Below are 21,730 nucleotides of genomic sequence, written 5' to 3' on the forward strand. Positions count from 1 at the left end.
TAACGCCTACCACTGCGACAAGACTTACTATTATTTCTGCCCTGCATAAGAAAAAGGATTTTCGAATTCACTCCAACTATAAGCTTTCACCAAACGCTTACTCTCTATAAGTCTTTATGAGTCTACTCGTTTTTTCTAATATTTTTTATATTGCATATCATATTAAGGCCTTCAAGAAATAAAGTCAAGCAATTTTTTAAAAATTTTACAAAAATATTTTTTAAATATTTAATAATATTAAAAGCAAAAGCTTCTATCTCTCTAATTTAATTTAACAACCCATCACTTATAAAAAAATTCTTTAAAAAAATTTTTATTATCTTATTGACAAATAGATTTACCCAAATTATAATTCAATGCATAGACTTTGAAGAGGAGAGTACATTGTAAAAGTTTTTACAGAGAGATTTCGCTTGGTGAAAGAAATCAAAATGGATACTTTGGAACATGGCCTTGGAGTTATCGCACCGAGACAAAAGTTTAGGCTGCGACAGGTACGCCTGTTATAGCGTTCGGAGTATGTTGGTACTCTATGAGGTTATTTTAGCGATAAAATAATAAAAAAAGGTGGTAACACGAAGCTCAAGCTTTCGTCCTTTATGGACGGGAGCTTTTTTTATTTTATTAAAGCTTAATTATAAGTTACTTACCTTTGAGTTGCCGACAAGTATATAAAATCTAGGAGGATAAAATGACAAAGAAAAATTTAGGAACCTTATGTGTGCAAGCAGGATATGAACCAAAGAATGGCGAACCAAGAGTTGTGCCAATTGTTCAATCCACAACCTTTAAATACGATTCATCTCAGCAAATGGCAAATCTTTTTGACCTAAAGGAAGCTGGATATTTTTACACAAGACTAGCCAACCCAACAAATGATGCAGTGGCTAATAAAATTACAGCACTTGAAGGTGGTGTTGCTGGAATATTAACATCATCAGGACAAGCTGCAAACTTTTATGCCCTACTTAACATTGTAAATGCAGGTGATCACATAGTAGCATCATCAGCAATCTACGGTGGAACATACAACCTAATTGCTAACACAATGAAAAAGCTTGGCATTGAAGCAACTTTTGTTGAACCAGATGTGAGCCTAGAAGAATTAAATAAGGCCTTTAAAGAAAATACAAAAGCAGTCTTTGGTGAAACTCTTTCAAACCCATCCCTAAGTGTTTTAGACATTGAAACTTTTGCTAAAGCAGCACACGACCATGGAGTGCCACTTATTGTGGATAACACCTTCCCTACACCAATTTTCTTAAGACCAATTGAATGGGGTGCAGATATTGTCACTCACTCAACAACAAAATACATGAATGGATTCGCTAACTCAGTTGGTGGTGTCGTTGTTGACTCAGGTAACTTCGATTGGTCAAAGCACAAGGACAAGTTCCCTGGACTAACTGAACCAGACGAATCTTATCATGGTGTTGTCTACACAGAAACCTTTGGCAAGGGCGCTTATATAACTAAGATGACTACAACTTTAATGAGAGACTTAGGAAGTATTCCTTCCCCACAAAACTCTTTTTACTTAGGAATCGGACTTGAAACCCTCCACCTAAGAATGCCAAGACACTACGAAAATGCACTTGCACTTGCTAAATATTTAAAGGCTAACGACAAAATTTCTTGGATCACTTTCCCTGGTCTTGAAGGCGACTCACAATATGACCTTGCACAAAAATACTTGCCAGAGGGAACCTGCGGAGTAATTGCCTTTGGTATTAAGGGTGGAAGAGAAGCTGCAACAAAATTCATGGATAGCTTAAAACTTGCTGCTGTTGTAACTCATGTTGCTGATTCAAGAACTTGTGTCCTTCACCCTGCATCAACAACACATAGACAAATGAATGATGAAGAACTTGCTCATGCTGGAATAAGCCCTGACCTAATAAGAATGTCAGTGGGCATAGAAGATGCTGAAGACATCATTAAAGACGTAGAGCAAGCATTAGCAAAGTTATAATAAATATAAAAATATAAAACTACTTCAATACCCTCACATAAACTTCCCCATGAGATTAAATTCTTATGAGGAAGTTTTTTATTTATCCCTTAAAGAAAGTAAAAAAAGAACTTAGCTCTTGACTAAGTCCTTTAAAAGTTTTTATTTATTTAAGTTTATTTCCACTGTCTTAGTGTCGCCATCCCATTCGATGTTTTGGTCAACGCCGTCTTTTGTATTTCCATTTGTAAGTCCAAATACATTGGCAACGTTAGATACTGGAAGTAAAATTCTTCCCTTGATGTTTAATGGTTTAGAGTCCATCTTGATGACCTTGCCATTGGAAAGGACTATTTCATTTCCATCGATTTGGATTTTTGCTACCATATCCTTGTTTGTAAAGATTGCTGTCCTTGTTTCTTGATCCCATTCAACTTTTGTGCCAATCATTTCTGCAAGGCTTCTAAGTGGAAGCATAAGTCTGTCATTTTTTATAAGAGGCTTAACATCCATTTGTCTTTTAATAACTTGCCCATTTATAAGGACTTCATACTCTCCACTATTTAAAGTCAAAGTATATTTTGCAGTCTTAGAAAAAGTCTCTTTCTTTGATTCTGTCTTAGATTCTTTTTTTGTAGTTCGAGTGTAAATCTTATTGGAAGAAGACTTATTTTCATTTGCTTTTATTCTTGGGAAAGTATTATTAGACTTATTATTGTTTTTATTGTCCTCTACCCTTGAATTATCCTTTGGCTTCTTTTCTTCTTGTGGGCTTTCTTTCTTGTCTTCTGCCTTTGAATTATCCTTTGGTTTATTTTTATTTTCTGGGCTTTCTTTCTTGTCCTCTTCTTTTCCAGGACCAGGCTTTACTTCTGGATTAGAATTTTCTTCTACTTTGCTCCTAGTCCAAGTTCCCTCAAAATTTTTATTTTCATTTATAGATAGAGGTCCAGTAAGATTCCAACCATTAAATTTCCACTCGTACTTATTCTCTCCACTATTTTCATTTATTGTATCTTCAAACTTATCAGGATTAAATGATTCTCCCTCTTTAATTTTTTGCTCTTGAGGTAATTTATCCTTTATAGCTTTAGGTAAATTTTCAGAGTCGATGCCATTTTTTGAATCCCTATCATAGCCAACAAATTTGAAAGTCATAGTAAATAACTTACTTGCAGTAGCTGTAAAAATATTATTATCTTTACTTACAACAAAATTCTTTTTATTAGCACTTCCACTAGTCCATTGCGGATCAACATATTTATCTGGATCTGATACTTCAAGTTTTACTAAATTAAAAAGAGAATCTTTAATTTGCGGATGTTCTTCATTTAAAATATTTACTCCAGGTTTAATTCTATATGACCCATACTCTACTGGTTTATCTTTTTGACCTATAGTCCCGTTTGAATCCTTTACACCTTCACCTAACTGTAACTTTACATCTACAGCATTTTTAGGAGCCTTGTTATTATTTATATTCGTCATTTTGCTAGTTACATATAACTTTTGATCAGCAATCTCGATTTCTGATTTATCTTTAAACGTAACTTTAAGTTTACCTTTAAAAGCCCTATCATCATTAGTATCAGTATTACTATTACTAGTATTTCTATTATCTAAATCTGTAACAGAAGCTTCATCTAAGTAACCCTTAAATTCTTCATTATCTGTTTTTAACTTAACTCCATCTTTCCAATTAACGGTATCATTTTGCCATACAGTAATATCCTTAGCCTCTAGTTTGCCTTCTATCTTTTTAGCGATTGTATCTTCCTTGGCTTTATTATCTGCGTCAGCTCCACTTTGAGGTCCATCTCCACCATTAGGTTGACTTACCTTCTCTAAGACTTGAGAATTTGCACTAACCTCATTATCGGGCAAAGCAAAGGTGTTAACCGGAAATGAAAGCCCAAATAACAAAGTAGCCATAGTAGTTGCTACAACTTTTTTCATATTTTCCTCCAAATTATATTTTGGTATCCATAATAAATTTTTAGAAGCATTAAATTAACTTAAAATTTGTCAGAATAAATTAAAATAAATTGCCTACTACTTTATCTTAAGTTACCTAAATAACAAATAAAAAAATAAAATTAACTTAATGTAAAGATACCAAAAAAATATTAGCATAAGTTTACTTTAGGGTAAATAAAAAATATTTTTCTCAATAAAAAATTTAACATTTCTTTGACATTGTTTAATTTTTCTTAATAAAAAATATCCATTAAGGAATTACTCCCTAATGGATATTCAAAAACACAAAGTTATTAATCATTTAAAAGTTTTGTCCATCTTTCAAGGTCACGGTTATATGAATCTTTTCCATTTCTAGTTTCTGATTCATGATTATTTGTTGCTTCTACCATTTCATAATAGTACCAAGCATTTTTATCTAAGTCACTAAACTTATGAATCTTATCTTCAAAGCCCTTAAGTGCTTCAGCATCTGTTACTCTATTGAAAACTCTGTTTAAAATAGATGCAGCTTCTGCTCTTGTCAAGAAGGCATCAGGCTTAAAGCTTCCATCTTCATAACCAAAAATACGTTTGTTGCTATAAAGTTGGTTTATTTCTTTTTCATACTTATGACCTGCAATATCATTAAATGGTGCCTTTTCATTTCCAGCCTCATCTATTGCTGCAATCATCTTTACAAATTCTCCCCTAGTTACTGCTTCATTAGGTCTTAAATTTCCCTTTTCATCAGCATCTAGCATACCAGCCTTTAAACCAGCATTGATATTTGGTAAATACCAAGCCTTATCCTTTAAGTCTGCATAAGGTGCTCTTGATTTATTAGATAGATCTAATTTAGAAAGACGAGTAACCATAGCTACTGCTTCTGCTCTAGTTAAAGTATTATTTGGACGAACTGTATTGTCAGGATAACCCATGATATATGCAATGTGGGCTTCCTTAACTACTTTAGTCTTTTCTTCTTTAACTGTTTTAGTTTCTTTCTTATCTTCATCTCTCCTGCTTACACTTACATAAACTGGTGTGCTTGGAGTAGAATCATGATGTCTAAATGTTATATATTCCCAATCATGATTTACTTCTGGTTCAGGTTGAGGTTCAGGTTGAGGTTGTGGATTTGGATCAGGTTGTGGTGCATTTATTTTTTCATAAATATACTTAACGCCATTTGCAGTGGCTTCTTCTCTTAAGAACTTATAACCATCAATTTCCTTAGTGCCCTTTTTTTCGCCGACAAAGGGGTCTTTTATATCCTTACCCTTATCGTCTACATATTGGGTTGTAATCTTGTTTTTTTCATAAATATACTTGACGCCTTTTTTTGTGTCTTCTTTTTTCACAAAAGTATAACCATCGAAAGTCTTTTGTTCGCCTTCTTTTTCATCGACAACCGGATCTTGTAGATTATTGCCCTTATTGTCCACATATTCAGTTGTAATATTCCAAATAGCTTTTAAGGTTACCTTTGACTTATTTTCAGTAAGTGTAATTTTAGCACCTGGAGCGTAATCAGTATTTCCATCTCTCCAACACTTAAATTCTCCACCTTTTTCTGTTCTTGCAACTCCAGCTGCAACATCAATATCTTTAGATTTTATAGACAAATCATTAAGGTTAAGACCAAGCAATCCTTTTTCTTCGCTTACGACATTAGTTTTGCCATCCACATCATATTTTAGACTGTATTCCTTGTCCCATGCAGCCTTTAATGTCTTAGTTCTGCTTACGTTAAACAATGACATCTCATAAATAGTAAAGTGTTTTCCATCTGGAACTGGATATACCTCTGTGTCAAGAGCTTGGTCTGTATAGACTTCTTTGTCGTTAGGATAAAGTTCTTCTTCATACCAAAAGGCAAACTTATAGCCCTCTCTTACAGGCACATCACTAATAATATCAATCTCTGCTTTTTTCCAAAATGCATTAGGATCTTTTGGTCCCTTACGGCCTTTTACATCATCAAATGTTGGTTTTCCTTTGATTGTGCCTCCATTGGCATCATAAATTAGACCACCAGTAATTGGTGTTACCTTAATCTTATAGCCGAGATAACCTCCACGAGTAATCTCTTGTCCATTAGCTGCCTTCCCATTTACAGAATAGTGGTAGTAAACATAGACTTCCTTACCTTCATCAGTGGCTTTATTTCCTGTAAATGCATAGCTAATTTCTTTTCCGCCGGTTTTATTCTTAATGTCGTAGTTTACAGAAACTGCAGAATTATAGTCTTGACTCACATATTCCATCATCTTACCGACACCGCTGGGATCATTTTGTATGTCATAATACTTCCCATCAACTACAACGCCTGAAATAGAAGTTGAAAAAGTTTTTGTGCCATATTCCAAATCTCCTGCTAGGGCCTCCTTTGTCTTAAAGGTGTTGATAAAACCCGTATCCTTGACAGTCTGTCCTACTTCAACTGTAATTTCTCCAACCGGTCCTGCTACTGCTGTTGGTTTATTTGTGCCAAGAGTTTTCGTGCTTTCTAGTTTCTTGTCACTGGAAAAGATACTCTTATCAACTTTACTTACGTTCTCTTCCGCGTAGATACCCCCCCCCCCACGCATGTTAGCATGGTCATCGTAGCTAAGAAAGCTACAAAAAATCTTTTAAATGTTTTTTTCATAAATCCTCCTATTCTCAAATATATAAAATTCTTTCTATTTCATTGTATACCACTTATAATTTTTATTCAATCGTTTACACCTTATATTTATATTTTATTTTATATTTCAACTTAATTTATTCTTTTTTGATTTCCTATATCAATTAATATTTTTAAGTATTTTCAAGTATTTACACCTTAATGTTTATTAAGTTGATAAATGGGGAATATTTTTCTATCCTAATGTTTTATAAAGTTTTCATAAATTATTACTTTTATAAGACTTCTTATAATAATTATTTTTTCTAATTTACTTTGTAAGCTTTAAGATCTTACTTTATTGATAACCTCTTTATCCCTTCCACTTTAAAATGTTCTTCTTTTATAAGTTATATGACAGACTTATTAGGTGCAATTGATTTAGTGTTTTAATAAAGTCTAAATAATTTTTGAACATAAAAAATCCTCCCTACTGTTTCCAGCAAAGAGGATGTTATTTCTCTTCTATTTAAAATTTTATACTTGCAAGTGAACCCATTGGGTCCCAAGGTTTTAGGTGTCTTGCTTCTTCTTCATAGGCCTTTATGACCCTTTCATCTAAATATTTTTTGTTGATTAGGACTTGATACATATACTCGTCAAACCACTGGTCACTCATTACAAGATAACCCCTATCTCCTGCATCCTTGCCCCAGGAGTTTTCTACCTTGTACCTATTTATCTTATCAGTTGTTTCATCATAATCGCAACCTACAAAGACCATGGCATGGGTCATTAGTGATTCCTTGTAGTCAAGTCTATCTTCCTTAGAAAAATCATATTGAACATCTAATAGGTCGTAAATCTTTACTGTTGATAGGTCAAGATAGGATTCCTTTCTGTAGAAAAATTGTCCTACATCGCAACCAAACCAAACTGGTTCTCCATCTTTAAGTTGCTTTAGTATTCCACTTTTCATTACTTCTACTGGGACATTTACATATTTTACCTTGTCAAGTTCCATTACATTGCCAAGAAAGTCCACTGTGTATGATTTGTAATATTCTTTGTCCCTTGTGGGTGCATTAATTAGAGAAATATAATCATCTAGCTTGACTTCTATATGTTTCTTGAAAAATTCTTGTGGTGTCAAGTTTTTGTCTGAAATAAATTCTTCATCTTCGTTTCTAACTTCGAAGTCGAAGCGTTCTGGTGGTGTGCCTAGGGCTATGGAAAGTATGTCAAATACCTTTATCATGTATTCTTCTTGCATTATTTTTAATGTTTCTATATCTTTGTCCTTTTCATAAGACTTACGCAAGTTTTTGGCATACATCCTCAATACCTTTGTCAAGTAGTTGTTTAGGTTTGCTGTTGCAGATGAGTTTACCGATTCCTTCATTGCATATGCTGGCACAAGTCCATACTTGTTTATTATGTTTTTTATCATATCCCATTGTCCACCGTCGCCCATGGGATCTGTCAAGATGTGTGATACTAATCTTCCATCTAAATCCTCATCTACAGTCTTTATTATTGAATCCAAGAAGTAGTTGCATCTTTCTAACTTGTCATAGAATAGGGTATAATTTTTTGAAAGTTCAAAGCCCTTTAGCTTATACTTGGTGCAAAGTTTGTATTCCATTAAATTTAGGGCTGCAAACATCCAACATCTTCCTGATTGTTTTTGGTTTCTAATTTCTTTTTCTTTTAGTTCGATGTTAAAGGTATGTCTATTTGTCCTATCTTCCACCCTATCTATGGAAGCTTCTAAAAGTCCATTGTTTACCGCTGCTCTTTGTGCAATCCTGTTTCCTCTATTTTCAAAAAATCTTTTTCGGTTTTCTTCTAAAAATTCTCTAGTTATTTCCATAAAATATATCCTTTCTTATTTTTCTTTTATAATAAGATATTTTTTTATTAATTGTTCAATAAATTAACTTTCTTTTCTTATACTTTTAATTATTAGGGTCCTAAGGGAATCCTTCTTAGTCATCAAATAATAAATTCATCATTTTTTCTGGGTCATCTAAGAAGGTCTTAGTCACACTATAGGATTGTGTTTCCCTATAGGAGGTCTTTTCTATGCCTGCTTGACTAAATTCATAAATATCTGCATTGGGATAGGCAAGTATAATTGGCGAGTGACTTGCAATTATAAATTGAGTATCTTTTTTTACCAATTCATCTATTATGCAGAGTAGCGACATCTGTGAAGTTGGAGAAAGTGCTGCCTCTGGTTCATCTAGTAGGTAAATTCCTCTGGGTCTAAACCTATTTAAGATAAGGAATCTAAAACTCTCGCCATGGGATTGGTCATGAAGTGACTTACCTCCATAGGAATCATAAAAATTTGTGAAACCAGAGCTTGCGAGCTCCTCAACTTCTGTTGCAAGGTTGTAAAAGGACTCAGCTCTAAGAAAAAATCCATCCTCTTCTCTTCTTGGTCCTCTAGCAATTTCTAGGAGCTTACCAAGTTCTGAATGTGTTTCTTTTGTAGCAAAATTAAAATTTTTGGATCCACCCTCTGGGTTAAGGCCAAGAGCAATAGCTATTGCTTCAAGAAGAGTTGATTTACCACTACCATTTTCTCCAACAAAAAATGTTACTGGTTTTTCTATTTTTATTCCTTGAAAATTTTTTAAGGAAGGAATATTTCTTAGGTATGAATATTCTTTCAAGTCTTCTCTATTTATTTTATAAATTTCTTTTAAGTATTCCATAGTATGACCTCACAATCTTTAATCAATTATATCATTTTTAAAAATTTATTTTACGGGGTCACCACACTTTGAACTCCCCAGTCTTTCTTTTAATAACTCTTTTAATCATCATACTTTTCAAGTATAAACTTCGTCTTATTAAGTGGAAAGGGCACATCCTCTTTATTAAAGTATTCAACTTTAACTACTAGGGCTTCTGCTTCATGGTTGTCAGACCCCACAGGGACTATTACCAAATCGCCCTCTTCTATATTGTCATCTTCGGTTCTGTAATAGTAGGTCTTTTTACTACTTCCAAAGGCTAGGCTACAATAAATATATTGATCTTTTAATCTCCTAACTTTTTTATAAAATTTTGGGTTTAAAATTTCTTCAAAGTTACATAAATTTATAGAATCCTGAAGTCTTGCAGCGAAGTTGGAAAAATCTTTTGGCAAACCTCTCTTGTCAAAATCTCCTTCAATAACTAGCTGTGGCTTTTTCTCATAATCAATAGTAATCTTATATTTCCTTATATCGCAAGGTATATCTACAGCATCCCCTGGATTTCCTTCGACTTCTTTAAACAAGTCTTCTTCTTCAAAATCTTCAAAAATATTATCTATTAAGCCCTCTACTTCAAATTTTTGAGAAATTTTACGTCCTTCTCCAATTATTTTAATATGCTCAATAGTATCTTCTTCCCTATCAATTACTAGGGATTCCTTGTATTCATAAACTATCTTAAGGGGTTCCAAATAGTATAGAAGGTAGTTTATTGGGTCTTCTGTTGTTCTACTGTAGTCAATAGCAATCTTTTTAATTCTATCAGTCTTAGCATCACCGTTAAAAACAAATAAGTCCCTTCTCCCAAGCGAGGTCCTGATAAGGGTAGACAAATAGTCAAGATCCTTGTGATAGTTTTTAATCAGAGGTCCATTAAATGAATATTTTTCACCTGCTGTGTTTTCTATTACTGCATCCCAGCTTCCCGCGTCCATAATCATAAGTTCAAAGGGATCATATTTACATTCAAAATATTTTTTGAGTTCATAAAAAATTTTTAAAGTTTCCCTTATTCCAATTTTAAAGTCGCTTCTTTCCACATTTTTTGTTCCTACTTGCCTAGTATATTTATAAGACTTAATTGAAACTTTTCCTTTGATATCTAAGTAAATGTCTTGACCAAATACTTGACCTTCCTCGGGACCTATTCCAAAAACCATAGCATCAGATTTTAAAATAATACTTTTGATTTCACCCTTGAATAAGAATTCATTCTTTGCTGCAAGGTGATATAAATGACTTAGTGCTAAGATAAACCAATTAATATTATCCTCTTTTAATATTTCACTTTGATCATAAGACCAGTGATTAAAATATCGCCATTTTAGAAAAATAACAGAACCTAAAAGATTAATTTCATTTATATCTTCAATAATTTCTTTTAAGTTAGCTAACTTTCCTGAAGCTTGTCCATATTTTCGTATAAACTCATGTCCACTTTCTAGTGAAAAGCTAAGTCCTAAACAATCATCTACCATTGAACCATCCATTAAATCATAAAGTTTCGGCTCTTTATTTGAAAATTTTTTCAACCACTTATCTGAAAATGCACAAATTTTTTTGAAGTCGGTCACACTATTTCACCCCCAGCTTACTTAAGCCTAATTAATTATTAGTTAACTTAATTATAATATAAATTTCACAAAAAAATCTCTTAAGGTATTTAATCCTCAAGAGAATATTATTATAAGACTTAAGCGTCTAGTCTTTTATCATGTATTATAATATAATCTCAATTATAGGAGAGGCTTATAGACGAGAAAAGAAAACTTAAATTTATTTTATATGCATTTTCCCTCTTACTTATTTTAGGAACAGTGGGTTATAGGATTCTATTATATGTAGATATTGTCGATGCCTTGTATATGACAGTTATAACTATATCTACTGTTGGCTTTGGTGATGTTGGTACCACGAGCAATACATCTGAAATATTTTCAGTTATCATGATTTTTTTAGGGGTAGATGTTGATAGTTATGCCTTTACAAGTATTGTTGCTATGTTTGTTGAAGGTAAGGTCTCTGATTTATGGAAGGGAAGTAAGCAGAAATTCCAAGAAAAACTGGCCTCACTGTCCTTGCAATAAAAAAGATTGAAGATGAAAAGATGCTCTTTAACCCTCCAATTGATTATAGTTTTAAGATTGGAGATGTCCTTATAATACTTGGAAGAGAAGAACAAGTTGATAAACTTAGGAATTTAGGAGATGAAATAAAGTAACTTTTATATATGAATTTTTACATTATAGGAGGAAGATTGATTGAAGAATAAGAATCTGAGAGGTTTGTTTTTTGCATCTATGGGTGCTTTGAGCTGGGGAATATCTGGTGTGTGTAGTCAGTATCTTTTTATGAATTATGTTATTGATTCATCTTGGTTAACAGCAGTTCGTATGGTCTTATCAGGCATTGTACTTTTAATTTTAGCAGCCTTTAAAGATAAGGATAAAGTTATAAAAATTTGGACAGTCCCAAAGGATGTATGCTGGCTTTTTGCCTTTGCTATCTTAGGACTTTTAATGTGTCAGTACACCTTTGTAAGTGCTATAAAATATTCAGACTCAGCGACTGCGACAGTCCTTCAAAGCCTTAACGTAGTTATAATGATTGTCTTTATGGCCATAGTTACAAGAACAAGAATGAAACTCTCACAAGTTATAGCTGTTTTTCTAGCTGTCTTTGGAACTTATTTAATCTCAACTGGTGGAAATCCTGGTAATATGACAATTTCCACAGTAGGACTTGTCTTTGGATTGTTATCAGCAGTAGGCGTTATCACATACACACTTTTTTCTAGACCTATTATACTTAAGTGGGGCAACATACTTGTAACTGGATGGGGTATGCTCATCGGTGGTCTTGTAATATCCATAGTTACTAAGGCTTGGATTATACCAAGGGATCTAGACTTCATAGCATGGCTAATGATTGCAATAATAATCCTAGTGGGCACTGCTGGTGGCTTCTCCATCTTCCTTGAAGGTGTAAAACATATTGGACCAGTTAAGGCAACCCTAATAGGATGTCTTGAACCAGCTTCAGCTACTTTACTTGCTGCTATATTCTTAGGAATGAGATTTTCCTTAGTAGAGTTAGGAGGATTTTTCTGTATATTGTTGACTGTCTTTTTATCAGTTAAGGATGAGGATGCAGAGAATTAAATTACGTAGTATAAAAAATTTTATTAGACAATTCAAATTATTTTATATGTATCTAAAAATAAATATTAATTTATAATACGACAAAAGCATCTAGCTTTATGGTGACCCATAAGACTAGATGCTTTCTTAATTCAATTACTTTTTCTTTTAAACCAAGGTATTACTCTGTTTACTTCTCTTAAGTATATTTCATATTCTTTTCCAAATTCATTTTTTAACCATTTTTCTTCTGTGGTCTTCATTAATATTGTTAGGAACACCCAGAAGACAAAGGGTAGTAATAATAAAATATAGTTTGCTGTAATTAATAAAATACCTGTGAAGACAAATATAAATGCAGAGTAAACTGGATTCCTTACAAAACTATAAACTCCACTTGTAATCAACTTTTTCTCTTTAATTTTTCTATTTATTTTTTGAACAATAACTGCCTCTATCCATAAATATATACCAAAAAGTATTAAGAGAATTCCAATAATAATAAAATATATTTTACCCTTGGTAAATTCTCCTCCATATAAATATCCTTTAATATGTAGATACACTCCTAGCATTGTCAAAAATAAACAAGTTAGGACATAAATTGGTCCGACCCCAAAAGCTGGCATTTTAAATTCTTTTGATTCCATTTTCAAACCTCAGTGATTATTATAAATTTAATATTTTCATTTGTTTCACTATGGAAATTGATGTTAACGAAGTAAAGCTTCTTTAAAAAAATCATTTATTAAGTTCACTCCCTATCGCCTCTTATATAATAATCGCAACAATCTGCTCCATTTGCTATGGTATCTTTTCTGTGAAGGACTCCATGTTGAAGACTTATCATAAGCTCATCCAATTCACAGAATAAAGGCATTAATTCAGCTACCCCTAGCTTCTTTGTGTAAGCACAAATGGGGCAACGAGTAATTCTATAATAACAAGCACCCTCATAGGGTTCTCCCTCAAAATCAACTTTAAAGGATGTAGGATATAGCTTTTCTTTTTCCTCTGTGTACCACTTGTAATACTTGAGTATATTTTTCTTATTCGCCCTTTTGCCTCTTTTAGTATTAAGATTAGTTAAGGAGAAAAACCATCTAAGTGAATAAAGGGCTCTTCTCATCATTTCTTGAACTATTTCAGGAGTAATACTTTTTTCACTTGCTATATATGGGGCAACAAAGACAAGGGCGAACATTTCATTATAAGCCATGGGATTGTCATCGCCTATATCATCTGCTTCTTCTATTAATTTTTTATAAACTATTTTGCTTTTTGTGATAATTTCTCTAGCATAATCATTTCCATAATTTTCTAGTAACACTTTTTTTATAGGTTGTTTAAAAATATTGAAATAAAATCTATGGTACTTCATATTTTATACCTTATGCCTTTCATTAAATTATTTACTTTGTCGCAATAAACAATACCTCTTCCTTTTTGTCTAAATAATACTCACATTTAAAACCAATATCTGTGAGCATTTTTGTCAGGTCTTGGGGTGTGTAAACTTCGAAGCCTATAACACTTGATAGTCTCTTCACATCTTTTCTTTTCTTAGATGAAGCTTCATTACATATTAAAAATTTTCCATCTTTCTTTAACACTCTATAAATTTCCTTAAAGCATTCTTCTATATCATTCCAAAAGTAAATAGTTTCAAAAGCTGTGATAATATCCATAGATTCATCTTTAAAGGGAAGGCTCTTTGCATCTCCAACCAATATTTTACATCTACCAGACTTTATTGCCTCTTTATTAATTTCACTAGCCATTTTTACACTTGCCTCTGAATGGTCAAGGCCATAGACTTTATTAGCTTTAGTTAAAAAATATTCTATGTTCCGTCCTCCACCGCATCCCAAATCTAGGACAGTATAAGCTTCATCAATATTTAAATAAGACCTTCCCCACTTTGCTATTTTTTCATGTCCCTTATTCATACTTTTTAAAATAAATCTTCCTCCAAAATTATCTTTTGGTTTTTTAAAATTTTCTAAGAAACTCTTAAACATGTCTACCTCCTATTGATACTAATTATCACCTGTATTATATCACTTTTCATTATTTTAAACACAAATACTATTTATATTAATTAATTAAACGAAAATAAAATAATGACCTCATTGATTTTGCGTTTTTAATCGAAATATTTGCAAAAATCATAATCTATTAGTCCTTCTTTATTCTAAAAACATTTAATTACATTTCCTTTTCCTTCCATTTTTGGCACTAAAAAAGACGATAGATTATTATTTCTACCGTCTTTAAATATCTAAGTAATCTTCTATTTATGGTTTTCCTTTAAGAAAGTATCAATAGCTTTTATTGATTCGATTTTTGCTTTTTTATTGTCTTCAGCTGTTCCACCCGTTGCAATCCTCTCATTTTTTATATTAATGATACCATTGCCAGCAAATATATGCCCTGCACCTTTATAAGAATAAATCTTTGCTTTAGGATTTTCTTCTTTTATTTTATTTGCCATGGCAAGACTATCCCACATCAAATCATCCTCACCTACGATCATTAATATATTTGCCTTGACATCTTTGACTGGGATTAATTTTTCTTGGCTTGATGAGTCTTTTTTTATTGCGCTATTATAAGTATCTTTAAAACTAATAGGACTTTTAATGATGGCTGGAAGAATAATATTTTTCAAAAATGACTTAAGTGATGATTTTTTAATATCTATATAAGGAAGCTCCTTTCCTTTGTATGTCCATGATGAACCATAATCTTTAAAATCTAGACCAACAAAATTATAAGATGAAGGTGCTATTAAAACCAAGTTATCTATCTCATGATATTTGCTAGCCAAATTAAGTGCATATTCTGATCCTTTTGACGCCGCCAAAATACTTATTGGTTTATTATCTTTTACATTTTTATTTATATAATTGATTACATCTTCAAATTGTTCTAAGGGAATTTTTCTCAGAGTTTGTTCTTGATTTTTCATACCATACATAAATAAGGCAAAAGTTTCATAACCCTCCTCAGCTAATCTTTTTGCATTATCAAAATTTGGACTTCCGTCAGAACCTCCAAAACAAATTACAAGGCCTTTATGTAACTTTTCTTTAGGTACAAATCTAAAGCCTTGCATTCTACCTTCATCAACATAAGTTACATCAACGCCTTCAGTAGCTATGGGATAAAGACTTATATCAGTTACATCTTTATAATATTCAGGTAATTTCAAGTTATTGCTATATTTATACTTATGGTCATTGTATATTCTAAGAATAAAAACCAAAGCCAGTAAAATAATAACAATTGAAAAAATTCTAAAAAATATTTTTTTCATTTTATCTCCTTCCTTTGTAATAATATGAAGCTTCTCCTAGTATCTAACAAAAATTTAATTGTACTTATTATATCATCCTTAGTGTATTAATTACACAAGCAACAATAATTCATTAATAAGTCCTATTAAAAGATGAATTACAATAGAATTCCCGGCTTCCTTATAAAGTTTGCTTGAGTCTTTTTGATCTATCCTTCTTCGTCTTTATCGAAAGACAAAATGCTAATAAAACTACTTAAAATACAAGATAACTAAATTTAAATCTTTTGTATCAAGATTACACTCTCCACATGCATTGTCTTTTTCTATAATATTTTTGAGTTTTTATGTTTAATTTGGACATAAAAAGAGGACTTATGCTATTAGGCATAAATCCTCTAAAATGAAAGAATTTTTTTCTTTATATATTTTTTAAATTTGATTTTTTATGATAATTACCAGTATCAAAAAGGTCTGTAAATTTTTTCTATATAAGCATTAGACCTAAAATAATGCATAGTAATTTCCTCCAACTATTCAACCTGTGTTAATTCATCTAATGTATATTCCCTTCGTTTTTTAGTTCATTTTTTATTTTATAAACAACAATAACAGCTAAAAAAAATGACAAAATATCCGCTATTGGTTGGAGCAAATATATCCCAAACTTCCCATATAAATTAGTAAGTAAATATAAAAGAGGGATGTAGAAAATGCCTTGCCTTGAAATCGAAATTATCAACGACCAAAAATACTTACCTATGTTTTGCATCAACATACTACTTATCGCATAATAGGCTAACAATGGAATTGTTATACATTGCATTCTAAGTATTTGCACTCCTATAGAAATAACTTCACTATCTTTAGACATTGCAATAATAAAATGTTCCGAAAAAATATACAGCACCACTGCTGATATAATCAAAAATATAGTTCCAACAACAACTGTCAAATTAAATGCTGATCTAACTCTGCCATATTTTTTTGCACCATAATTCATTGCACAAATAGGTTGAAACCCTTGCCCCCATCCAATCATAATCATATAAGATATGGCAACTGTTCTTGAACTTACGGTTAATGCTGCAATAATACTGTCCCCAAAGCTTGCTGCAACTCTATTCAATAAAATGAGGGAAACACTTGTAATTGCTTGCCTTGAAAAGTTAGGCATTCCTCCTACAAGAATATGGTATATGCGTTCTTTACTACATTTGACATTTTTCAAAGAAACAGGAATATTGCCATTTCTTTTCGCCAACATAGTAAGTGAAATACAAGCAATTATTTGCCCTGTCAAAGTTGCAATTCCAGCTCCAACAAACCCGAACTTGAATATAAACATAAATACAGGATCAAGAATCATATTGCTAAACATTCCTAAAAGCAAACCTATCATTCCATCTTTTACATTTCCACAAAGTCGTAATTGATTATAAATAGTAATTGAATACAGACTAAATGGAACGCTTATTATAATCACCTTTATATACTGAGTAGTAAATTTAAATAAATTAACAGAAGCATTCCCACCAATGAACTTTGTCAAGTCTGATATAAAAATCCATGACATTATAGCTATCAAAAATCCACTTATAATAGAAAATGCCATTCCCATGGAAGAAATAATTGTCGCCTCTTCTTCATCTTGTTCTCCAAGTTTTTTAGACATAATATTACCGCTACCATATCCCAACCAAAAACCAATAGCCTGAATAATACTCACGAAGCTAAAAACAACACCAATAGCGGCTGTCATCGATTTATCATTTAAAAGTCCGACAAAAAATGTGTCTGTCAAATTGTAAATAACCATAATTAGCATACCAACAATTGTTGGAACTGACATTTTTACTATCAAAGGTAGAAGTGGTTCACTTAAAATCTTTTGCCTTCTCAATTCTTTTTGATCTATTTGATTTTTTGATTTCATATCAGCAACCTTTGACCTCGCCGGTATTACCATCTACTTGTATGGTATCTCCGTCTTTGAATTTAGTAGTTGCAAAACCAACTCCAAGAACTGCCGGTATATTATATTCTCTTGCAACAATTGCAGCATGGCTCAAAGCAGAACCTGTATCTGCCACAACAGCACTTGCCAGCTTAAATAATGGAGTCCATTCAGGATCTGTAAGATGACAAACTAATATATCTCCTTTTTTCATTTTATAAAATTCTTTAGGACTATTTATTAAACACACCTTTCCAACTGCAATGCCAGTGCTTCCACTTACTCCCTTTAAGACATCTCCATCTGTTTTAAAAATCAATAACTTTGAAGCTTCCCAAACTTTTACTGCTAAAGGAAATTTTTCGTTTCTCCTATTTATTTTTTCCTTATCTGATTCATTTAAATTACCTCTGTTAATTACTTCCAACAGTTCTTTATGAAAAAGATTAGCCACTCCAGTTTCTATGTTTTCATCACCCAAGAGTATAAAGTTAATTCTTCTAACACACTTTCTCACATAATAAAATAGTGTTTCCCACAAATATTGACTTTCTTCACGAACCACATGAAAATATCTAAAATATCTTATCTGTTTTTCTACATCCTGATACTTTCTGCCATAGATTTCCTTTACGCTCTCCATAAGCTTAGAAAAATCCTTTATATCGTTACTTTCATTACTATTTTCATTTAATATGGGGCGTAATATATTTATCAGCCTATCAGGATCCTCAAGAAATGTTTTTGCAGATAAACAATAACAGTTATAATCAGATTTAAAGCCATTATCTTTCATAAACTCATCTGATATATTCTTAAAATCATTATACTTTTTATATAGTTCCTTAAAATTATCTCCTGAAATTATTGCTTTTTTTAAAGCTTCATTTTTTCTTATCTCGCTAGCCATTTTATAGACATCATTTGTAACCACTGATGTTTTATTATCTAAGTCCCAATAAAAATCAAAGGATGAATAATTGCTATTTACTTTTTTTATTATTTTGGTAAATTTCTTGCTATTTAAAACTGATGGAAATAATGCATATTTGAATCTATCATAAGCAAGCTTTTGCAAAAGAACATAACTTTTTTCTAAGAAATTTCCACACTCCGTTAATGTCATATTTTCAAAATTTAAGTGCTTGATTTCTTCTATTTCAACTTCATATATATTCATAAAATCTTTGCACTTCTTATAACAGAACTCAAAATCTTTCATGTTCTTTAAAATATTAAAAAATTTAAAAATATTCTTTCCAATTCGCTTTCCGTCATCAGAAAAAGTTTGTATACCATCATCATCTATAATTGGATTTCTTGGTAAAATAATTCCACCTTCTGACAAAATGTTTACTTTCTGATCATTAATTGCCATCAAATAATCGAAATCAAGGACTCTATGTGCAAAAGGCATTTTTTCTAAAAAGAATGACATTACTTCTTGTATATCCTTTTTTATTTTTTTACCCTTTATATACTTCTCTATTAAATCATTGTCAGTTATATCATTCTTGGAATTTTTTAATGTGGTAATCGCTCTCGCTTGTAAAATATAGACAATATCATTTTTGATAGCCCATTCAATATCCATAGGCATACCATAGTGTTTTTCAATCTCTAAACCGCACTTCATAAGTTCAAGTATTTCTCTATCATTTAATGCACGAGTTTTTCTTTTATCAGAGTTTACCGATACTTCAACAGTTTCCTTATCCCCGTATATAATCTGAGTTTCCTTGCTTCCAATATTTACTTCGATTATATTTCCTGATTTGTCAATAATGTAGCTATCCGCTGTAACTCTTCCGCTTACAACGCTTTCTCCTAAGCCAAAGCTTGCATTTATTTGCATCTCATTTTCTTTTTTGTTTACTGGGTTTACAGTAAATAGAACTCCTGATTTTTCACTCTCTATCATTTCTTGAATAACAACTGCAATAGAAACTGAAGTTTGATCATAACCTTGATGAAATCTATAGCTTACAGCTCTATTCCCCCAAAGTGAAGCATAACAATTACGCACCCCATTTAATACACTTTCAATACCTTGAACATTTAAATAAGTTTCTTGTTGCCCTGCAAAACTGGCATCCGGTAAATCTTCTGCCGTTGCTGAAGAACGCACTGCAACTCTTGTATTATTTCCAAGATTAAAATATTTTTCTCTTATTTCATTTTCCAATTGCTCAGGAAATTTCCCAGACTTTATCTTTCCTCTAAAATGCTCAGCTTCATTTAGAAGTATTTTTTCATCATCTGCTGATTTTTTAATTCCATTTTCAATGAGGCTATCAATAGCATTTACTTTTAAAAAATCTCTATATGCGTCTGCTGTTATAACAAAACCACTTGGAACATTTATTTTAGCCGAAGTCATTTCTCCAAGATTAGCTCCCTTACCTCCAACAATTAATACATCTTCCTTTTTTATCTCATTAAAATCCAGAATCATTTCTATCACCTTCCTTTTTACAATTAAATTTCTATATATTTAAAAACAATGCTTTGTATATAAATATTAAGTACTTCCTCAAATGTATCTTCATTAAAATGGAAATAATTTGAACACAGTACAAAGCTTCCAACAAAGGCATTTGATAAACCTTGCTTATCTACGCTTTTTACTACATTGTTTTTGTACCAATAATCTATTAACCTATCCAAAAAATCCCCATATAAATTTTCTACTCTATTCACTTTCTTTGAATCTTGACTCGCAAATATTCTAAATGCCTCTTGATAAATTTGCTGATTTCTAATTTTCTCAGTCATGTCTATTGAATACTTAAAAATTACCTCTGAAAGGAATTTTTTAGGATTCGTAAGTGAATTTGAAAATTCTTTTTCAATGTTCTCCAATTTTTGTATTGATCTATATGCCATTAAATCAATGACAAGAGATTCTTTATCTTTCCAAAAATTATAGAAACTCCCTTGAGCTATTCCGACTCTTTTTGTCAATTCCGAAATGCTAAGTGATTTTGTCCCTTTATCATGAAATAAATCAAGAGCTGTTTCCATAATACTTTCTTTGATTTTTATCTTTTCTTCTTCTGTAAATGCCTTTCCCATATTTTTATCCTCCGAGAGTGTTTTTTTTGTCTATGAATTTTACATTTTTTATTCATAGATATTATAACTCTTCTTCCTGTATATGTCAATGAATATTATTTTTTATATTCATAGATGGCTTCGAATTGAATACATCATTATAATTTGGTATAATATAGCTATAAATTCAAAACTTGCTTAACGCTTGAGTAGCTTGAGTAGCTTGAGTAGCTTGAGTAGCAAGCACAGTAAGTATACGGACACTTACGGAAAAATTGATGAAGCAGCCCTTTGGGATCTGCTTCTTTTTTACGCACTTATCAAAGTTTAGATCTATTTTATTCTTATTTTACTGAGATATACTTCCCACATGGATCTTATGTATGAATCTTTTTTATATCCTCGACTATTTCCTCATAATTTTTTAGTTTATAGAGAGTGTACAGGTCGTAGAAGTCTATCTTCTGTGTTATTTTACTTAAACAAATCAGAGTGTGAGCCAGTTCTTACTAAGGATAATACTAATACATCTTCTATTTTTCATATATCAACAAAAAATCTGATTCTATATGACATTCTCGTATTCCCTTATAATTTCCAACTAATGAATGATCTCTATATCTTTTATCATGGGCTTCATCTTTTGCAATTTTCTCAATAATTTCAAACATTTTTTCAATATCTTTCCCTTGTTTTTTAGCCTGCTATAGGTCCTTTTTAGATCTACTCGTAAACTTTATTTTGTACTTCGAGGGTTTTTCTCAAGTCATCCATATTATCATAAGCTGTAACATTATTTTCTTTATCTAACATTCTTCATTCATCTATAGCTTTTATTGTTTCATCACTTGGAAGGTCAAGTTTTAAATCAAAAGGAATGCCTCTTTCTCTAATACATGCCCTTAAAAACATGTTAATGGCGGTAGTCATATTTATACCTAAACTAGAATATATTTTTTCTGGTGCTTTTTAGTACCATAAATAGTGTAAGAAAG

15 protein-coding genes, 2 pseudogenes and 2 other annotated features (1 of these 19 running past the window's edge) are annotated in these 21,730 nt (G+C 31.6%); of the genes and pseudogenes, 3 read left to right on the forward strand and 14 right to left on the reverse strand.

Features of this window, described 5'->3' with window-relative positions; all coding sequences use genetic code 11:
- Positions 1-147: a binding site (T-box leader), on the reverse strand; it reaches 82 nt to the left of the window's first position.
- A 211-nt stretch (positions 148-358) separates the two neighbouring features.
- Positions 359-601, forward strand: a binding site (T-box leader).
- 90 nt (positions 602-691) lie between these two features.
- On the forward strand, positions 692-1,972 hold the full coding sequence (locus HMPREF1864_RS02570; RefSeq protein WP_062571279.1) for an O-acetylhomoserine aminocarboxypropyltransferase/cysteine synthase family protein: 1,281 nt from the start codon (positions 692-694) through the stop codon (positions 1,970-1,972).
- 141 nt (positions 1,973-2,113) lie between these two features.
- Here the strand turns inward: HMPREF1864_RS02570 and HMPREF1864_RS02575 are convergent, their stop codons facing one another.
- The 5 genes from HMPREF1864_RS02575 to HMPREF1864_RS02595 form a co-directional block, all read right to left on the reverse strand.
- A complete protein-coding gene (locus HMPREF1864_RS02575) occupies positions 2,114-3,907 on the reverse strand; it encodes a stalk domain-containing protein (RefSeq protein WP_062571280.1) in 1,794 nt (597 codons plus the stop codon).
- Positions 3,908-4,221: 314 nt separating this feature from the next.
- Positions 4,222-6,501, reverse strand: coding sequence for an S-layer homology domain-containing protein (locus HMPREF1864_RS02580; protein ID WP_062571281.1), 2,280 nt, complete (start codon positions 6,499-6,501; stop codon positions 4,222-4,224).
- A 546-nt stretch (positions 6,502-7,047) separates the two neighbouring features.
- Positions 7,048-8,391, reverse strand: a complete 1,344-nt coding sequence (locus HMPREF1864_RS02585; RefSeq protein ID WP_062571282.1) for a C1 family peptidase — start codon at positions 8,389-8,391, stop codon at positions 7,048-7,050.
- A gap of 115 nt (positions 8,392-8,506) precedes the next feature.
- Entirely contained in the window at positions 8,507-9,241 is a 735-nt protein-coding gene (locus HMPREF1864_RS02590; protein WP_062571283.1) for an AAA family ATPase, read from the reverse strand.
- Between the two features lie 101 nt (positions 9,242-9,342).
- Entirely contained in the window at positions 9,343-10,860 is a 1,518-nt protein-coding gene (locus HMPREF1864_RS02595; protein ID WP_062571284.1) for a hypothetical protein, read from the reverse strand.
- A gap of 177 nt (positions 10,861-11,037) precedes the next feature.
- Here HMPREF1864_RS02595 and HMPREF1864_RS08350 point away from each other — a divergent pair.
- Together HMPREF1864_RS08350 and HMPREF1864_RS02605 are read left to right on the forward strand one after the other, a co-directional pair.
- A pseudogene (locus HMPREF1864_RS08350) lies at positions 11,038-11,507 on the forward strand (ion channel).
- Positions 11,508-11,547: 40 nt separating this feature from the next.
- Entirely contained in the window at positions 11,548-12,447 is a 900-nt protein-coding gene (locus HMPREF1864_RS02605) for a DMT family transporter (protein ID WP_062571286.1), read from the forward strand.
- A 131-nt stretch (positions 12,448-12,578) separates the two neighbouring features.
- On the opposite strand, the gene HMPREF1864_RS02610 is transcribed toward HMPREF1864_RS02605, so the two are convergent.
- The 9 genes and pseudogenes from HMPREF1864_RS02610 to HMPREF1864_RS08805 all read right to left on the reverse strand — a co-directional run bounded on the left by HMPREF1864_RS02610 (position 12,579) and on the right by HMPREF1864_RS08805 (position 21,689).
- Positions 12,579-13,076: a methyltransferase family protein gene (locus HMPREF1864_RS02610; RefSeq protein WP_062571287.1), complete on the reverse strand. Its 498-nt coding sequence runs from the start codon at positions 13,074-13,076 to the stop codon at positions 12,579-12,581.
- Between the two features lie 104 nt (positions 13,077-13,180).
- Positions 13,181-13,807, reverse strand: coding sequence for an L-2-amino-thiazoline-4-carboxylic acid hydrolase (locus HMPREF1864_RS02615; RefSeq protein WP_062571288.1), 627 nt, complete (start codon positions 13,805-13,807; stop codon positions 13,181-13,183).
- A gap of 31 nt (positions 13,808-13,838) precedes the next feature.
- A complete protein-coding gene (locus tag HMPREF1864_RS02620) occupies positions 13,839-14,447 on the reverse strand; it encodes a class I SAM-dependent methyltransferase (protein ID WP_062571289.1) in 609 nt (202 codons plus the stop codon).
- Positions 14,448-14,719: 272 nt separating this feature from the next.
- Complete coding sequence (locus HMPREF1864_RS02625) at positions 14,720-15,745, reverse strand: acyl-CoA thioester hydrolase/BAAT C-terminal domain-containing protein (RefSeq protein WP_062571290.1); 1,026 nt, start codon at positions 15,743-15,745, stop codon at positions 14,720-14,722.
- 535 nt (positions 15,746-16,280) lie between these two features.
- Positions 16,281-17,660, reverse strand: a complete 1,380-nt coding sequence (locus HMPREF1864_RS02630) for an MATE family efflux transporter (RefSeq protein WP_062571291.1) — start codon at positions 17,658-17,660, stop codon at positions 16,281-16,283.
- Position 17,661: 1 nt separating this feature from the next.
- Positions 17,662-20,136, reverse strand: coding sequence for a PEP/pyruvate-binding domain-containing protein (locus tag HMPREF1864_RS02635; RefSeq protein ID WP_062571292.1), 2,475 nt, complete (start codon positions 20,134-20,136; stop codon positions 17,662-17,664).
- Between the two features lie 23 nt (positions 20,137-20,159).
- A complete protein-coding gene (locus HMPREF1864_RS02640; protein WP_019213939.1) occupies positions 20,160-20,756 on the reverse strand; it encodes a TetR/AcrR family transcriptional regulator in 597 nt (198 codons plus the stop codon).
- 512 nt (positions 20,757-21,268) lie between these two features.
- Entirely contained in the window at positions 21,269-21,406 is a 138-nt protein-coding gene (locus HMPREF1864_RS08800) for a type II toxin-antitoxin system mRNA interferase toxin, RelE/StbE family (protein ID WP_369817837.1), read from the reverse strand.
- A 52-nt stretch (positions 21,407-21,458) separates the two neighbouring features.
- Positions 21,459-21,689, reverse strand: a pseudogene (locus HMPREF1864_RS08805) (type II toxin-antitoxin system RelB/DinJ family antitoxin).
- Positions 21,690-21,730 lie beyond the last annotated feature (41 nt).

Source organism: Peptoniphilus sp. DNF00840, assembly GCF_001553125.1.
GTDB classification, from domain to species: Bacteria; Bacillota; Clostridia; order Tissierellales; family Peptoniphilaceae; genus Peptoniphilus_A; species Peptoniphilus_A vaginalis.

Excerpts from the sequence above, each read along its gene's own strand:
- HMPREF1864_RS02570 (WP_062571279.1), top strand. The coding sequence starts at position 692 with ATGACAAAGAAAAATTTAGGAACCTTATGTGTGCAAGCAGGATATGAA.
- HMPREF1864_RS02575 (WP_062571280.1), bottom strand. The coding sequence starts at position 3,907 with ATGAAAAAAGTTGTAGCAACTACTATGGCTACTTTGTTATTTGGGCTT.
- HMPREF1864_RS02580 (WP_062571281.1), bottom strand. The coding sequence starts at position 6,501 with ATGCGTGGGGGGGGGGGTATCTACGCGGAAGAGAACGTAAGTAAAGTT.
- HMPREF1864_RS02585 (WP_062571282.1), bottom strand. The coding sequence starts at position 8,391 with ATGGAAATAACTAGAGAATTTTTAGAAGAAAACCGAAAAAGATTTTTT.
- HMPREF1864_RS02590 (WP_062571283.1), bottom strand. The coding sequence starts at position 9,241 with ATGGAATACTTAAAAGAAATTTATAAAATAAATAGAGAAGACTTGAAA.
- HMPREF1864_RS02610 (WP_062571287.1), bottom strand. The coding sequence starts at position 13,076 with ATGGAATCAAAAGAATTTAAAATGCCAGCTTTTGGGGTCGGACCAATT.
- HMPREF1864_RS02615 (WP_062571288.1), bottom strand. The coding sequence starts at position 13,807 with ATGAAGTACCATAGATTTTATTTCAATATTTTTAAACAACCTATAAAA.
- HMPREF1864_RS02620 (WP_062571289.1), bottom strand. The coding sequence starts at position 14,447 with ATGTTTAAGAGTTTCTTAGAAAATTTTAAAAAACCAAAAGATAATTTT.
- HMPREF1864_RS02625 (WP_062571290.1), bottom strand. The coding sequence starts at position 15,745 with ATGAAAAAAATATTTTTTAGAATTTTTTCAATTGTTATTATTTTACTG.
- HMPREF1864_RS02630 (WP_062571291.1), bottom strand. The coding sequence starts at position 17,660 with ATGAAATCAAAAAATCAAATAGATCAAAAAGAATTGAGAAGGCAAAAG.
- HMPREF1864_RS02635 (WP_062571292.1), bottom strand. The coding sequence starts at position 20,136 with ATGATTCTGGATTTTAATGAGATAAAAAAGGAAGATGTATTAATTGTT.
- HMPREF1864_RS02640 (WP_019213939.1), bottom strand. The coding sequence starts at position 20,756 with ATGGGAAAGGCATTTACAGAAGAAGAAAAGATAAAAATCAAAGAAAGT.
- HMPREF1864_RS08800 (WP_369817837.1), bottom strand. The coding sequence starts at position 21,406 with ATGTTTGAAATTATTGAGAAAATTGCAAAAGATGAAGCCCATGATAAA.